This window comes from Methanolobus sp. WCC5 (genome assembly GCF_045690325.1).
Classification (GTDB): Archaea; Halobacteriota; Methanosarcinia; order Methanosarcinales; family Methanosarcinaceae; genus Methanolobus.
The window spans coordinates 1,857,339-1,873,029 of sequence record NZ_CP146981.1; the positions used below are offsets into that span (position 1 = coordinate 1,857,339).

16 protein-coding genes are annotated in these 15,691 nt (G+C 43.8%); 11 read left to right on the forward strand and 5 right to left on the reverse strand.

Features of this window, described 5'->3' with window-relative positions:
- Positions 1 to 80: 80 nt before the first annotated feature.
- From V7O64_RS09100 to cyaB, 5 genes are read left to right on the forward strand one after another with little or no spacing between them, the layout of a single operon-like run.
- Positions 81 to 821 (forward strand): helix-turn-helix domain-containing protein, encoded by a 741-nt coding sequence (locus tag V7O64_RS09100; protein WP_407355103.1) that lies wholly within the window; start codon positions 81 to 83, stop codon positions 819 to 821.
- Positions 822 to 857: 36 nt separating this feature from the next.
- On the forward strand, positions 858 to 1,907 hold the full coding sequence (locus V7O64_RS09105; protein WP_407355104.1) for a hydroxymethylglutaryl-CoA synthase: 1,050 nt from the start codon (positions 858 to 860) through the stop codon (positions 1,905 to 1,907).
- Positions 1,908 to 1,917: 10 nt separating this feature from the next.
- Positions 1,918 to 3,090, forward strand: coding sequence for a thiolase domain-containing protein (locus tag V7O64_RS09110; RefSeq protein ID WP_407357312.1), 1,173 nt, complete (start codon positions 1,918 to 1,920; stop codon positions 3,088 to 3,090).
- A gap of 5 nt (positions 3,091 to 3,095) precedes the next feature.
- Positions 3,096 to 3,500 (forward strand): Zn-ribbon domain-containing OB-fold protein, encoded by a 405-nt coding sequence (locus tag V7O64_RS09115; protein ID WP_407355105.1) that lies wholly within the window; start codon positions 3,096 to 3,098, stop codon positions 3,498 to 3,500.
- The gene (gene cyaB, locus V7O64_RS09120; protein WP_407355106.1) at positions 3,494 to 4,036 is read left to right on the forward strand and encodes a class IV adenylate cyclase; all 543 of its coding nucleotides are present in this window, start codon (positions 3,494 to 3,496) and stop codon (positions 4,034 to 4,036) included. Before V7O64_RS09115 ends, cyaB begins: the two co-directional genes overlap by 7 nt.
- A gap of 228 nt (positions 4,037 to 4,264) precedes the next feature.
- Here cyaB and V7O64_RS09125 read toward each other — a convergent pair whose 3' ends face one another.
- Together V7O64_RS09125 and V7O64_RS09130 are read right to left on the reverse strand one after the other, a co-directional pair.
- Entirely contained in the window at positions 4,265 to 4,540 is a 276-nt protein-coding gene (locus V7O64_RS09125) for a hypothetical protein (RefSeq protein WP_407355107.1), read from the reverse strand.
- Complete coding sequence (locus V7O64_RS09130; protein ID WP_407355108.1) at positions 4,527 to 5,579, reverse strand: hypothetical protein; 1,053 nt, start codon at positions 5,577 to 5,579, stop codon at positions 4,527 to 4,529. Before V7O64_RS09130 ends, V7O64_RS09125 begins: the two co-directional genes overlap by 14 nt.
- Positions 5,580 to 6,144: 565 nt before the next feature.
- Here V7O64_RS09130 and V7O64_RS09135 point away from each other — a divergent pair.
- Positions 6,145 to 7,590: a hypothetical protein gene (locus V7O64_RS09135; protein ID WP_407355109.1), complete on the forward strand. Its 1,446-nt coding sequence runs from the start codon at positions 6,145 to 6,147 to the stop codon at positions 7,588 to 7,590.
- A 124-nt stretch (positions 7,591 to 7,714) separates the two neighbouring features.
- Positions 7,715 to 8,506, forward strand: coding sequence for a hypothetical protein (locus V7O64_RS09140; RefSeq protein ID WP_407355110.1), 792 nt, complete (start codon positions 7,715 to 7,717; stop codon positions 8,504 to 8,506).
- A gap of 491 nt (positions 8,507 to 8,997) precedes the next feature.
- Here the strand turns inward: V7O64_RS09140 and metG are convergent, their stop codons facing one another.
- Positions 8,998 to 11,037, reverse strand: a complete 2,040-nt coding sequence (gene metG / locus V7O64_RS09145; RefSeq protein WP_407355111.1) for a methionine--tRNA ligase — start codon at positions 11,035 to 11,037, stop codon at positions 8,998 to 9,000.
- Between the two features lie 126 nt (positions 11,038 to 11,163).
- Here metG and sppA point away from each other — a divergent pair, with 126 nt between their 5' ends.
- Both sppA and V7O64_RS09155 read left to right on the forward strand, forming a co-directional pair.
- Complete coding sequence (sppA, locus tag V7O64_RS09150; RefSeq protein WP_407355112.1) at positions 11,164 to 12,486, forward strand: signal peptide peptidase SppA; 1,323 nt, start codon at positions 11,164 to 11,166, stop codon at positions 12,484 to 12,486.
- Positions 12,455 to 12,976: a DUF4184 family protein gene (locus tag V7O64_RS09155; protein ID WP_407355113.1), complete on the forward strand. Its 522-nt coding sequence runs from the start codon at positions 12,455 to 12,457 to the stop codon at positions 12,974 to 12,976. The genes sppA and V7O64_RS09155 overlap by 32 nt, the downstream gene beginning before the upstream one ends.
- An 82-nt stretch (positions 12,977 to 13,058) precedes the next feature.
- Here V7O64_RS09155 and V7O64_RS09160 read toward each other — a convergent pair whose 3' ends face one another.
- Entirely contained in the window at positions 13,059 to 13,631 is a 573-nt protein-coding gene (locus tag V7O64_RS09160) for a DNA-3-methyladenine glycosylase I (RefSeq protein ID WP_407355114.1), read from the reverse strand.
- Positions 13,632 to 13,686: 55 nt separating this feature from the next.
- On the opposite strand from V7O64_RS09160, the gene V7O64_RS09165 reads away from it, so the two are divergent.
- The gene (locus V7O64_RS09165; protein WP_407355115.1) at positions 13,687 to 14,421 is read left to right on the forward strand and encodes a SagB/ThcOx family dehydrogenase; all 735 of its coding nucleotides are present in this window, start codon (positions 13,687 to 13,689) and stop codon (positions 14,419 to 14,421) included.
- A complete protein-coding gene (locus V7O64_RS09170) occupies positions 14,418 to 14,708 on the forward strand; it encodes a helix-hairpin-helix domain-containing protein (protein ID WP_407355116.1) in 291 nt (96 codons plus the stop codon). The genes V7O64_RS09165 and V7O64_RS09170 overlap by 4 nt, the downstream gene beginning before the upstream one ends.
- A gap of 51 nt (positions 14,709 to 14,759) precedes the next feature.
- Here V7O64_RS09170 and V7O64_RS09175 read toward each other — a convergent pair whose 3' ends face one another.
- Positions 14,760 to 15,680 (reverse strand): ribose 1,5-bisphosphate isomerase, encoded by a 921-nt coding sequence (locus V7O64_RS09175; protein WP_407357313.1) that lies wholly within the window; start codon positions 15,678 to 15,680, stop codon positions 14,760 to 14,762.
- Between the last annotated feature and the right edge of the window lie 11 nt (positions 15,681 to 15,691).

Sequence of the window (15,691 nt, forward strand, 5' to 3'; positions counted from 1 at the left end):
TTTGATACGAAGTATATCGACAATAAGCGAACTTGTATTCGTTAAATATATATGTTAATCAATCCTTAGGAATATAAAGCATGAATGAAGACGAATCGCATGAAATGGTTCGCCAGCGTCTTGCAGAAAAGATGGCAGGCGAGATTACGCTGTCAGATAAGCCTGGCGAGGCTTTGAAAAAATGGCGATTGAACTTCGAGATCGCACAGACAGATCTTTCAGGCTACCTGAGCGTTTCCCCTTCTGTCATCAGTGACTACGAGAGCGGCAGAAGGAAATCACCTGGCACACTTATTGTGAGCCGGATAGTCGAAGCCCTCCTTAATATCGATTCAAACAGAGGAGGACAGAAGATTCATGCTTATGAGGGGATACTTTTCGCAGATAAGAAGTCAAAAGCCATTTACGCTACATATGAATACACATTTCCCATGCAGGTTGCAAAGCTTGCCAATATAATCCAGGCGGATATCGTCAATAAAGGAATAGAGAAACCGCTTTACGGATTCACCGTCGTTGACAGTAAAAAGGCAATTCTTGAGCTTTCATCCCATGAGTTCCAGAAACTCTACGGCTGGAGCACCGAGCGTGCAATGATATTCACCAAGGTCACAACCGGCAAGTCGCCGATGGTTGCCATCAGGGTCACCAACCTTAAACCTGGTGCCGTTGTAATACACGGGCTGCGCGGAAATGAAGTTCATCTGATGGCAAAGAAAATGGCTGAAATTGACAGGATTCCCCTTCTTGCAACGACAATGGACATTGATGAAATGGTAGAGGCGCTGAAAAAGTACAGCGAATACCATGTAATCGAGTAGATATAACATTAAAATGCACATTTGAACGGTGTTAAGATGAGTGTAGGGATAGTCTCATATGGTGCATATGTACCAAAATACAGAATTAAGATCGATGACATCGCCCGCGTATGGGGAGACGATGCAGAGATACTCAAGTCAGGACTGATGGTCTATGAAAAATCAGTGCCTGCTGTTGATGAAGATACAGCTACTATTGCAGTGGAGGCTGCCAGGGCCGCAATTTCAAGATCGTGCATAGATGCACAAAGAATTGGGGCTGTTTACACAGGTTCGGAGAGCCACCCCTATGCCGTAAAACCAACCAGTACCATCGTTGCAGAGGCAACTGGTGCAACCCCGGTGCTTACAGCTGCGGATTTTGAATTTGCATGTAAGGCTGGTACAGCTGCAGTCCAGGCCTGCATGGGACTTGTTTCCTCAGGAATGGTAGATATTGGCATGGCAATAGGTGCTGATGTTGCTCAGGGAGCTCCCGGGGATGCACTTGAATACACTGCTGCGGCCGGTGGTGTTGCATATCTCATCGGAAACAAGGAGTCAGAACTTGTGGCTGTCATCGAGGACACATACTCCTTTACAACCGACACTCCTGATTTCTGGAGACGTGAAGGCATGCCGTACCCAGAACACGGTGGCAGGTTCACAGGTGAACCGGGTTACTTCAAACATGTCACAAATGCTGCAAAGGGACTGATGGCAAAAATAGACACAAAACCTGCAGATTATGATTTTGCTGTATTCCACCAGCCCAATGGTAAGTTCCCCACCCGTGCTGCTTCTATGCTGGGTTTCAGTAAGGAGCAGATAAAGCCCGGACTTGTGGTCCCAAGGCTTGGGAACACTTATTCCGGATCATGTATGATGGGAATAGCCGCAACCCTTGACCAGGCAAAACCAGGGGACCGCATATTTGCAACGGCATTTGGTTCAGGTGCCGGCGGAGATGCGTTCAGTATAACGGTTACCGACAGGATCGAGGAAATAAGGGATAAAGCACCAACGGTGGAGGAACTCCTTGCAGATCCTGTCTACATAGACTACTCCAAATACGCCAGGCATAAAGGAAAAATAAAGGTGGCATGAGGTGTCAGAAATGAGAGATGTAGCGATCATAGGTATCAAGAACACAAGTTTTGGCGAACAGTGGGACCGCTCTTTCAGAGACCTTGTGGTTGAGGCAGGAGTAGGTGCTGTTGACGATGCCGGCGTTGTCGGAGAGAAGATAGACTCGATGTTTGTGGGCAACATGAGCGGGGGACAATTCGTAGAGCAGGAACATATAGGGGCGCTAATTGCCGATTATTCGGGACTTGCAAAGGACATACACGTACCTTCAACACGTGTTGAGGCAGCATGTGCTTCAGGAGGACTGGCACTCCGTCAGGGAATATATGCCGTATCTTCGGGAATTGATGATATCGTCATTGCTGCCGGAGCCGAGAAGATGACAGATGTCCCTTCAGCAAAGGCATCCTCAGCACTTGCGGCAGCCGCTGACAGGGAATGGGAAGGCATCATGGGTGCAACATTCCCGGGATTGTATGCAATGATAGCCAGGCTGCACATGCACAAATACGGGACCACCAGCGAGCAGCTGGCAGAAGTGGCTGTGAAGAACCATCACAACGGACAGTTCAATCCCATTGCCCAGTACAAGACTCCAATTACCGTTGAATCAGTACTCAAATCAATAATGGTTGCAGACCCGCTGCATATATTCGACTGTTCTCCTATCACCGACGGTGCATCAGCTGTGGTACTTGCACCTGCAGATGTGGCTCACGAGTACACGGATACTCCGATATATGTCAAGGCAACAGGACAGGCATCGGATACCATAGCACTGCACGACAGAAGGGATATAACCACTCTGGATGCAACCGTTGCAGCAGGAAAGAGAGCATACCAGATGGCAAAGATGGAACCAAAGGACATTCATCTTGTAGAGGTCCATGATTGCTTCACCATTGCTGAGATATGCGCCATTGAAGACCTCGGTTTTGCAAAGAAGGGCGAGGGCGGCATTGTCACCCAGAACGGAGAGACAGCAATAGGCGCCAGGATACCTGTCAACACTTCAGGCGGACTCAAGTCCTGCGGACACCCTGTGGGCGCCACCGGTGTGAAACAGGCTGTTGAGATAGTAGAGCAACTCAGGGGCGAGGCAGGAAAACGCCAGGTTGACGGAGCAGAAGTCGGGATGACCCATAATGTGGGAGGTTCCGGAGCCACTGCCGTGGTACACATATTCTCGAGGAACAGGTGATTGTCATGTCAGTACCAAGATTTTGGAGAAAACAGATAGCCAGGTACAACCTTGTAGGCACACACTGCAAGAGGTGCGGGGAGTATTTCTATCCGCCACGTAACATGTGTCCGGCATGCAGACGTGAGGGTGAGATAGAGGACTTCAAGTTCAGTGGAAAAGGGGAGGTACAAACCTTCACTGTGATCCACACCGCAGCTGAAGGTTTTGAGAACCAGACACCCTATATCCTGGGAATAATCAAACTGGAGGAAGGGCCAAGCCTCACAAGCCAGATAATATGTGAGCCTGAATACGTTCACATAGGCATGAAGGTAAAACCGGTGTTCAGGAAACTGGGACAGGCAAGTGAGCGTGGAATGATATTCTACGGTACCAAGTTCGTACCTGAACAACCCGGAAAATGTTAGAGATAGAAGTGAAAGCCTGTGCCGGCCACCAGCAGGTAAAGCAACTGCTGTCGGCCATGGGTGCTGTTTTTACAGGTGTCCAGCACCACTGTGACACCTATTTTAATGCCCCTCACAGGGATTTTGCAGATACTGACGAAGCACTGAGGATACGCTCCGTTAACGGCAGGTCTGTCCTGACCTACAAGGGCAGAAAACTGGACACCATATCAAAGACACGTGAGGAACTTGAGACCGAAGTGGACGGAGGGAACACACGAAGCATCCTTCTTGCCCTGGGATTCTCTGAATCCGGCATCGTAAGGAAGACCAGGGAGATCTTCAGGTTTGAGAACATGACCATCTGCCTTGACAGGGTAGAAGGGCTTGGCGAGTTCATTGAAGTGGAAATAAGTGCCCAATATGCTAACGAATCGGACATCGATATCCACAGAAAGAGAATATTCTCTTTTTTAGAGAACTTTGGCATTGGTGAAGAGGATTCCATCAGGACCTCTTATCTTGAAATGGTGCTGGAGCAGGGTGAGGATAAGTAAAATTTGAATGAGCTTTTGAGATTCATTGAAAGAGCAATTACCAGGATCAAGAAGTAAAATAAGGAATATATGGATAGGCTTGATCAATATAAAAAAACAAGTTCGTTTATGTTGGTGATTTTTCTGAGCTATATGATATAAGCAATGAAATAAAAAATTGAGATCTGCGAGACAATCTACAAAAAATATATGAAAACAGTAGAATAGTGATTATGATGCTGAGAAAAATCATTTATTAGTCTCATATATCCCTTGTAATTTTTCCTTTGTTAAAGGACATTTGAGTAAGTCGTTAAATTGCTCTTTACTAAGATGAAGCTGGTTCTTCATTCTATTTAACAGGATACTACCATACTCTTTTTTACCATGACTGACAAATATCCTTGCAGCTATCTTCCCATCTTCCAGATAATAAACATACAAACGATGATGACCGTCTGGTTTAGCATGGAAACCTTTTTTAGACAGCGCACTTTCGATGTCTTTTGGTTTAAAGGTAGCCACTTGTACCGCCTGTTATTGTTCTTAGTTTTTCAGAAAGGAGCTTCCCGCTATCTGCTAGTTCATCATCGGTTAGAACATATTCTTTAAAGAGAATGAAAAGCTGTTCTTCTGCTTCTTTTATTACACCTTTCATACTGTTACCTACAGCCAGAATCCCTAACCCATCATTTGAAGCAACATAACAGTCATCTTCTCTTTCCAATAAAAGCTGTACATTTTCTAAAAGAATTCTTGGCTCATCTGCTACTCTCATTTGCTTGAGGAAATAATCTTTTTTTTCTTCAATTGAATCTTCACTGTCGATGTACATAGCATAATACCTGTTATGCGGCTTCATCGTTCCCTTTACATTTACAAACTTACCTATATACTCCCTAACCTCGTTTTCTATTTCATTATCATAGAAACAGTTTATTTGTCCCTCTGTTGTATCAACCATAATCTTTTTCTTTTGATCAACTCTCAAATCAAATACCCAACCAAATATTTCCTTTTCATATTCTTCGGCTGGTTTATTCATCAACTCATGTAATATTTGTTTATGAAGAGAGGAAAGTTCTGTTGGTTTCTCACCACAGAAACCAATTGAAACCGTCTTAGAAGAACCAGTTTCCGGACACATTGAATAGAATTCCTTAAGTAATTTATTAAGGCGATGTGGGTCGTTTATTATTTGGTACAATTCCTCTTTTAATGCACCCTTTTTTGATATAGCTTTGAGAAGGTCATTTGTAGCACATATTGCTATCTCACCTAATGTACCATCATCTGTGATACTAACTTGTTCATCGCCAATTATTAGCTCTGCATCAACACTACCCATTTTAATGTCTTTGAAAAGCAGAGTGCATGAATCCCTGACTTCCTGAGGAAAAACGCCACTTGTACGACATCCATTTCCAAATACGTAATCTCCTACGTGATAAAGAATATTCTGCAGATGCTGAAGAGAATTAATGAAATCAATCGCTGGAACCTTTTTTCCACCGTCGACATACAATCTAACATTTCTTTTCTCATAGCCCAGAGCCATATTCATACCCAATTATAAGTGGTTATAGATAGAATATATATTTCACATTATGCCCATATAAAGATATTCTGAATGTAGTACATAAGTTTATTTAAATATATAAAAAAGGATGGGCGTTTGCCCATCCTTACAAAAACAAAATGAGTATTAGATGCACTTGGAATATGTGCCTAATTCTATGGGAAGTCAGGGATGAACTCTATGAGGCATAAGCCGAAGGTTTTCTGGTAGATCTTGATCTTTTTCTCGTTGCGCCCTGAGTTGACCCGGTTCATGTACAGGAGATCCCGTTTGGGGGTGGCTGGAGGTCATGGTCGTCCACTTTTGTGACCCTGTCGTACTTCCTGGTCACTTTGATCATGTTGTCCTACTTGACATCCTGCAGCTAGATGATGCCGCTCTGGGTGTTGTACTTGGAGAATGTGAGAATTATATGTATATAATATATAATTTTAAGTATTGAAATTAATACTATCTTTAGTTAGAAGTATTGTTTCAAAATAAATATATAATATCGTTCAGTTAGTTTTATTGATACAATATATACTAAAAATTGGGATGTGCATTATAAATGAACTTTCTATACAAACTAGGAACATGCCTAATTATGATTCTGTTGCTATTTGCATCATCGGCAATAGCAAACAGCTCAAAGGACATATGTACCCTGAATATAACTGAAGATTCAGCATTAAGTGTCTATTCTTTATTGATAAAATCCACTGACAAAGACAAAGAAAATGTTCTTGAATACATTGATTTGTGTGAGTTATCTTCTGAGAAAAAGGCACAATTAAAGGATGATCTTTCAGATGCTTGGAACCGTTATCCGGATAAGACTAAAAAAGAAGATTATCTTTTGTTTGAAGAAGCAGGCACTTTGATAGTAGAAACAGCACAAAAAACAAAAACGGCTAAAATAGACCCGGTAGCGGAACCTCTTCCTACTATCGAAGAACCGCCCGCCTATTTGCGTTATGGATACTTACTCGAAGCGGATTCCAAAGAGCAAGCAGTCTTATTTGAATATATAGATAATTGTTATGCATCTGAAAAAGAAAAGCAAGAGATGAAGGACTCGATGAAGGATATTTGGGAACGATATCCTGAAGGAATAACAGAACAAGACAGCATCATTTTAGGGTATATTGAAATGAAAACCGCGGAGTATCTAAATGATGAGTATTCAAATAGCGGGGTAAGATGGAATGGTAGTACTCATGCAGATATCATGGAAAAGTCTTGTCTCCTTTGGGGGGTAAGCTCTTCTTATACCCAATTTGCTAAAGACCATGCGGATGATCCAGATGATTGGTATACAAGTATCTTACTGGGTAAAATTTGGCATTCCTTTAACCATTATTATAATCCTTATGCATTTGGTGGTTTAACGATTGGTTCAGCTCATATGAATTGTCATACACATGCTAGTTTAGCAAAAAATTACTATGATGATGGGGAATATCTTGATGTGTATGAAAATCTTGCTTATGCAAGTCATTTCTTGACGGATTTGGGAAATCCTATGCATACGGGTCATGAACTACAGCAGATAAATAATAGTTGGGTCCATTATTCCTATGAGAATTACGTAAAAAACAATTGGGATTCAGGTTATAATTTCCATTCTACTGTAGAAAATACTAACACATATTATGTAGTAACTACTCCAACCTCCGCCATACAGTTGGCACAAATTAGCCATGCAGATCTCAATGATTTATTTGATTATGTATATTATAATCGTTATACCTTTGGAGACATGCCTGAAGTAGTTTCCCTTACAAATGATCTCCTTGCCAGAACTACAAAATATAACACTGGGCTTGTAAAATATGTCCGGGGTAAAAAAGGTGACTGGGACAACGATGGGGATGTAGACTTTTACGACTTTGTGGAATTTGCTGCTCATTATACAGCACCACCAAACCCATATGATCCGTTAGCAGATTTCGATGAAGATGGAGATGTAGATTTTTACGACTTTGTGGAATTTGCAGGAGTATATGAGGGATGAGGTATTCGTTAAGAGATAATCGCATTCTTTTCAATATTATTTAAATTTAATGTTACTATATGTTATGATCTTCTAATCATAACATATATTTTATCTATAAAAAGTACTAAAATGGAGTATTAGCATGAGTTATTTCAGCAAAGTAGTAATTTTCATGTTTATTGTTACATTACTTTTTGTAGGTTTTGTGTTGCATGGAATTGACGCACAACTATATGAATGGCGCAGTGATTATGAAAGAAACAATTATGTCTATGTTGTGCAGGTAACTGGTCTTGAAGGCAAAGTTGTGAATGGGACTGCAAATATAATAGTTCCAATACCAGCAAACAGCGATGGTTTATTTGTTTCAACACCCACTCAAAAAGAGCCCGGCATCTCTCGAAAATTTCTGTATGAGTATGTATTCAATACGCCAATTGATTTGCAAAAAGGTCCTTACTTAGAAAACACTACCGAAACATTTGATAATAGATCAATTGATGGGAATTGGAGCAGCTATATAGTTGCAACTGAAGATGGATTTATGTTGAGTTTTCAAACGAATGAAACTCTGCTTGAAAACATTTATTTGAAAAAACTAGTTGTTCTAGATTATGTAGATGGTTTAAACCCACTTGAAAAAAATAACCCGATTCTTTATCCTGCAGCTAATTTTTCTTATATTGGTAATATTTCATCTGGTGGAATAGAAAGTTCCTTTTATGAACCTACTTATACATATGATACTTATATTTACACAAGTGATAATCTAAATGGAACACAACTGCATTTTTCGATTTCTCTTGGTGTAAAGGAACAAGTTTCAAAAGGTTCTAATCTATATAGTATCGGTTTACAAACGAATACAAATACTTCAGGAAAGACAAAAGTTGCCGCGATTGTAAGCCAAAAGAAAGAGAGGTACTCTCCGTAGCCTGATTATTTGTCAAAATGGAACTCCTGGAAGCGCATCTGACAAAGCAACATGAAACCTCCTTTATTATTTTTCCATCAATAGTAAAGTTTCTTATTTTTGGTAACAATTGTATACTGATTTCTGCAATCAATGGTGTTCTTTACAAATCCACATACAATCCTCCCTTCACAAAATGCTCGTTACCCTTCACCTTATACATGTTCAGAAAATCCCGGATTATCGGGTTCACGATATAGACGCCTCGCTGCTGGCTTCCGTCTGAATCGAACTTTTTGAGGAGGACACTTTTTTTGACAAGGCGCTGGCGGACTTAGCGGTTGGCCTGGCAGGACTCGAAGATGTCGCACTCGCGCAGGGAGTAGATTAAGTCTTCGGTTCCTTGAAGGTTTTGGCGACAAAGCGGATGACATCGTCCAGGGAGCGGTCATAGCGGTCAACCTGGATGGACCCTCACAGCCCATCCTTACAAAAGAAAAGAAAACCCGACTTCACCTGATGCAGGAACCCGGATCCATATCCTTATCAGTCGTTAGTAAAGAGACCCTCTCACCGGCATCTGCTGCCAGGAGCATGCCCTGGGATTCCACACCGCAGAGTTTTACGGGCTTCAGGTTGACAAGGATATTCACGGTCTTGCCTATCATCTCTTCGGGCTTGTAGTGTTCTGCAAGGCCGGCGACCACCTGTCGGGGTTCATCGTCGCCTATGTCAACCTGCAGGCGCAGGAGTTTTTTGGATTTCTTTATCTTCTCGGCAGTGACGATCCTGCCTACCCTGATGTCAAGTTTTGCGAAGTCATCGTACTCAATCTCGGCCTTGTATTCCATTATCTCTGCTTCCTTGATGCCTGCTTCCTTTGCCATGGCCGCCTTTACACGCTTTGAGGATATCTTTTCCATCTCTGCTATCTTTTCATCCTCGATCTTTGTGAAGAGTATTTCCGGCTTCATCAGTTCTGTACCGCTTAGCACATGGACGCTTGCCTCATCATAACTTGCCGTATGGACATCAGAGTCCATACCGATCTGTTTCCATGCCACTTCCATGCTGCCAGGGGTCATAGGCTCAAAGAGCAGGACCAGGGCTTTTGCTATCTGCATGCAGTTCCTGACAACCTTTCCGCAGGCATCCCTGTCTTCTTTGATGAGCTTCCAGGGTTCGCTGGACTGGAAGTATGAATTCCCGTATGATGCAAGGGCCATTGCAGTATCTGCGGCTTTCTTGAACTCGTACTCCGAATTTGCCTTCCTGACCTCTTCAATTGTGGAGCTTATCTTCTCCATTACCTCTGGCTCGATGTCACCCTCCGGAACAGACCCGAAGTTCTTGTAGGCAAAGAGCAGGTTCCTGTACAGGAAATTGCCGAAAACACCTACAAGTTCCGTGTTGATCTTATCCTGGAATATCTTCCATGAGAAGTTCACTTCCTTTGTATGTGAGGTATAACTTGCAAGATAATATCTGAGAAGGTCCGGGTGGAAACCATGATCAAGGTAATCCTCCTCGACCCAGACAACATAACCGCGGCTCTTTGAGAATGTCTTGTCCTCTATCTTCACCATACCTGAAGCAACAACTGCAGAAGGCTGACTGTAATCAGCACCTTTGAGCATCGCGGGCCAGAAGATGCAGTGATGGTAGATGATATCTCCGCCTATGAAATGGACTATGGGACAGTCACCCTTCCAGAACTTCTCCCAGTCGCCACCGGTAGCCTCTGCCCACTGTTCCGTGAATGCGATATAACCGATTGGAGCATCCACCCATACATAGACAACAAGTTCATCATGGTCCGGGAATCTCACACCCCACTCAAGGTTCCTTGTGATGCACCAGTCAGTGAGTTCCTGCTTTACCCAGCCCAGTGCATAGTTGCGTGCATTAAGTGTACCCCCAAGGTTTTCCAGGTGCTCCAGCAGGAAATCCTTGAACTCCGAGAGCTTGAAGAAGAAATGTTCCTGTTCCTTATACTCTGCAGGGCCCCTGCATATTGTACACACTGGTTCCTTAAGTTCCCCTGGCTCCAGATGCTTGCCGCATCCCTGGTCACACTCATCACCACGCGCCTTCTCTCCACAGTGGGGACATGTGCCTGCAACGTACCTGTCCGGCAGGAAACGGTCGCACTGGGGGCAATATGCGATCTCTATGGTTTTAGGATACACGTACCCTTTTTCAATAAGTCTGTCAACGATGTCCAGCGTACGCCTGTGGTTTGTGTCATCATCCGTCGTCCCGAAGGCATCAAAGATCACACCCATTTTTTTGAAGACCTCATCAAAATGGACATGGTACTTACTGACCAGTTCTGTTGGCGTGATCCCAAGCTCCTCGGCATTTACCACAATAGGTGTGCCATGTGTATCGGACCCGCAGACAAATGTAACTTCCTGTGAGTTCTTTTTCAGGGACCTCACATAGATATCTGCAGGGATGTATGTTCTAAGATGCCCCACATGTGCCTTTCCATTAGCATATGGAAGACCGCATGTTACAAGCACGGCTTTATCGGAAGTGATGTTTGACATTTATTTTCTCCATTGGGAATTGCTAAATAGCTCTGATGTTGCATTGCGTGCAATTATAAAATATATTTCGCTCACACAGGGAATAAGGCAAGGTTTTTGAATGTTCACATGCATTTTATAAGCGGGATGGATAATGAGATGAACGGAGAAAATTCAGATAAAAGGACAGAGGATGATGTGGAATATCACCTTTACCCCTATAGTTATGAAGAAAAGAGGGAAGAGGATACCACTACAGAAGAATCCCCAGGCACTGAACAGGATGACAGTGAGACACCGGCAACAGAAAGGCAGGAAGAAATAAAGGATTATGAGGAGACCTATGAGATTTCCGTAAAGGACACGACCGAAGAAAATGCAACTGAAATGCCTGAATCAAAAACTGGTTTTAAAGCAGAGCCATCTGAAAGCACAGAGAATGTCCAGGCTTCAGATACCGCCAAAAATAATACTTTTGAAAAAAAAGAAATAGATGAGCCGGGCAATGAAAAAGCCACAGCCAGAGGCGTCCCGTTCACTGAGGCTCCTGCAACCAGGAAAAAAGGCCGTATGTGGCAATACGTAGCTGTCCTGGCCGTTGTTTTGTTCATCATAGGGGCCAGTTTTGCGGTAATTTACCAGACCTTCAATGGCGACATTTACTCCTCAAATGAAAAAGTAGCTGTAATATATGTGCAGGGAACCCTTATTTCCAGCAGTATCCCGGGAGGACTCGGGTATGTCAGCTCTGAAGAAGTGTCGGATAACATCAGAAGGGCTCTTAAGGATAAGAATGTAAAAGCCATTGTCCTGCGGGTCAACAGCGGAGGCGGTTCCTCTACAGCAGGTGAGGAGATCTACACAGAGGTCAAGAAAGCAAGTGATGGAGGAGTACCGGTCATAATCTCCATGGGAGATGTCGCAGCAAGTGCGGCCTATCATCTCTCAGCGCCTGCAGACCTTATAATAGCCAACCCTTCCACCATGACAGGAAGCATAGGAACCATATGGACATTCCAGAACCTTTCTGCCTATTATGAGGATGAAGGAATTGAATTCTACATCGTTAAATCCGGAGAGTTCAAGGACATGGGTGGGTCATGGAGAGGACTCTCGGAAGATGAGAAGGAATACGCTAACAAAGTAGTTGCAGAGATCTACAACAACTTCATATGGCATGTTGCAGAAGGCAGGGGTCTTAGTATCACTGAGGTCAAGGAACTTTCAGACGGAAGGATATACACCGGAAGGGAAGCAAAAGAGCTTGGACTTGTGGATGAGTTCGGTAACCTTTACGATGCCATAGACAGGGCAGCAGAGATCGGAGGTATAGAAGGACAACCAACGATTGTCTATATGAACAAACCGTCCATCTCAAGCCTGCTCTTTGGCTCGGAGGCGGAAGCCACCGTATCTGCAAAGGAGTTCCTGCGCTACTATGAGGAAAGTCCCTACGGCCAGATCACCTGATACAATGCCTTTCACCCCATTGCACCTTGGACCCGCCTTCCTCCTCGGCGAACTATTTGAGAGGAGGATGAATCTTATAGCTATCCTCCTGGGAAGCATGATTATCGATCTGAGGGCCACATACTGTCTCTTTTCAGGATGCAGGCCACTACATGGTCCTTTACATACTTTTATTGGTGCAACCGTAATTGCCCTGCTGCTTGCGTGGCTTGTGTTCTCACAAAGGCAATGGCTGCAAAAGACTACTGACAAAATGAGGATAGAACAGACATATTCCCTTGTAACTGTAATTGCAGGTTCGGTGATCGGAACATGGAGCCATGTCTTGTTTGATTCCTTTATTTATACGGATATACGACCACTTTGGCCGCTGACGATCAATCCGTTTATAGGGGCCGTTGGGACCGAAACGATATACATGGCATGTATGCTCTCATTTGTGCCTGCTGCCGGGATTTACATACAGAGATACCGGAAAAGAACCGGATAGGATGCACCAAGTATAGAAATCATTGCGATATGATAGGTTATGTGAAAATCAGCATCTTACCGTCAATGCCGATCTAACTTGTTCACTTCATATTCATGCATTCCTCATGCCTGAAACAATCCACAACATGGTCATTTACCATTCCAACCGCTTGCATGAAGGCATAGATGATAGTGGGGCCCACGAAGCTGAACCCGCGTTTTTTCATGTCCTTGCTTATCTTTTCGGACAAAACGGTACTTGCAGGGATTTCAGACATTGATTTCCAGAAGTTCTGTATAGGTTTGCCATCCGGAAGAAATGTCCTGAGATAACTGTCGAATGAACCGTACTCATTCCTCACTTCAATGAATGCTTTTGCATTGCTGACCGCAGATAGTACTTTTCGCCTGTTCCTTATGACACGTTTGTCCTGCAGTATTTCCTCAACTTTTGATTCATCATAGGAGGAAATTTTCATGTAGTCAAAACCATCAAAGGCTTTTCTGTAATTCTCCCTTCTTTTAAGGATAGTGTCCCAGCTAAGTCCTGCCTGGGCACCTTCCAGTATAAGGAATTCGAATAGTTTGCGGTCATCATGCTCAGGCACACCCCACTCAGTATCATGGTAATCTGTTTCCTGTTCGTTCATTTCAGCCCATTGGCATCTAATCATATTTGTAGATGGGCAATCAAATGGTTTATATTTTCTTATTCTGATGTTTACTATTATGAGTGGAATCGGCAAGGAGTTCATGGAAAAGACACAGTATCGATACCTGAGCAGGTCAGACCAGTCCATGGGTCACCCCCAGCCTCCGCTGGAGCTGGCAGCAAAGGACACAGACAGGATAACAGACCTTCCGGAACCAAAGCAGATCCAGGTAGATGACATAAGTCTGAGGCAGGCCATTGAAAGGAGAACAAGTACCAGGAATTACAGTTCAGAACCGATATCTCTGGAAGAACTTTCCTACCTGCTCTGGTGCACACAGGGAGTAAAGGAAATTGTCCGGGATGTCGTAACCTTCAGGACAGTGCCATCTGCAGGAGCAAGACATGCTCTGGAGACATATATACTTGTGAACAATGTAAGAGGACTGGAAAAAGGCCTGTACAGGTTCCTTCCCATTGAACACAAACTTGTAGGAAAGGATATGGGAAAAGACATTACAGACAGGATAAAGAAAGGATGCCTGGACCAGGCATTCATCAAGACAAGTGCTGTGACCTTCATATGGACAGCAGTGCCCTACAGGATGGCCTGGAGATACGGACAGAGAGCTTACAGGTATCTTCACCTGGATGCCGGGCATGTGTGCCAGAATCTCTACCTGAGCGCAGAGTCCATAGGATGCGGGGTTTGTGCAATTGCCGCATTCCTTGACGAGGAGATAAATCCTGCAATGGGGATCGATGGTGAGAACGAATTTGTTGTCTATGTTGCAACTCTGGGGAAAAAATGAGAGATGAAACTTCTTCAGCATCTTCAAACTATAAAACTGTGACAAAGGAGATCATGCTAATCCCAGGTGTTGGAAAAAAGATAGCTGATGACCTTTGGAATCTAGGGATCAGAAGTGTTGCAGAACTAAAAGATAAAGAACCTGAAGAACTCTATCAGCAACTATGTGACTTTCAGGGCATGCATGTGGACAGATGCATGCTTTATGTTTTCAGGTGTGCAGTTTATTTTGCATCTAACGATGAACATGACCCTCATCTGCTAAAATGGTGGAACTGGAAGGATTGATACCTCCGGAATAATTGTTCAAATTGCCTGAATTTAAACTTAAATTTAAACTTAAATTTCCAGTTCAAGTCCAAGATAGTCCTTTATTACTGTAAAGGCCATAGCTGGCGGGAATGCTCCGGCCTCTGTGATTATAAGGTCGATATATTCAGCAGGGGTCACATCGAATGCAGGATTGCTTACCCTGACATTGGGAAGCTCACTGAGAAACTCAGGATCTATAACCTCATCTATTGAACGGTCCTCTATCTCGACCATCTCACCAAGGAGTGTGCGCGGACTGAACTTGTAGGTCTCTGCAGCAACTATCACGTTCCTTCTGGCTTCCTGTGCTGCAAGTGCAAGCTGGGAAGTGCCGATCTTGTTAATGAGTGCACCGTTCACTGATATCGAATCTGCGCCAACCACAACAAGGTCGATCTTTTTCATTGTCAGCCTCACGGCAGAATCAACAATAAGAGTGGTCGGGATCCCATGGTCATTCAGTTCCCTTATGGTAATAAAACCCTGCCTTCTGGGCCTGGATTCGGTGGCGACCACAGATATGTCCTTGCCCTGGTCAAAAGCGGTCTTGATAATGGATAGTGCTGCGTGGGAGTTGCAATGGGTCATGATGACATCCCCGTCCCTGATGCGCTGCGCACCTATCCTCCCGATCTTTTCCAGTGCCTCACTGGCATTCTTTATGAATCTTTCCGCATTCCCTGCTATCTCATCAATAGCATCACTTACATTGCCTGCGCTGTGCCTTCTGGTCAGCGCAACAGCGTTTGGGAGAGATACAGCTGTAGGCCGGGTATCCACAAGGGTCTTTGCTGCTTCTTCAATCTTAAGGTTGAATTCATCCAGACCCATGTCCTTAAGTGACATAGCATAATCCCTGAGTGCTGCTGAGGCTGCAACAGCGATCCTTCCCGCACCTCTGATCTCCATGGTCTTTATCTTCTCTGCTGTAATATTCAGGCCGTCCATAATTATAAGTC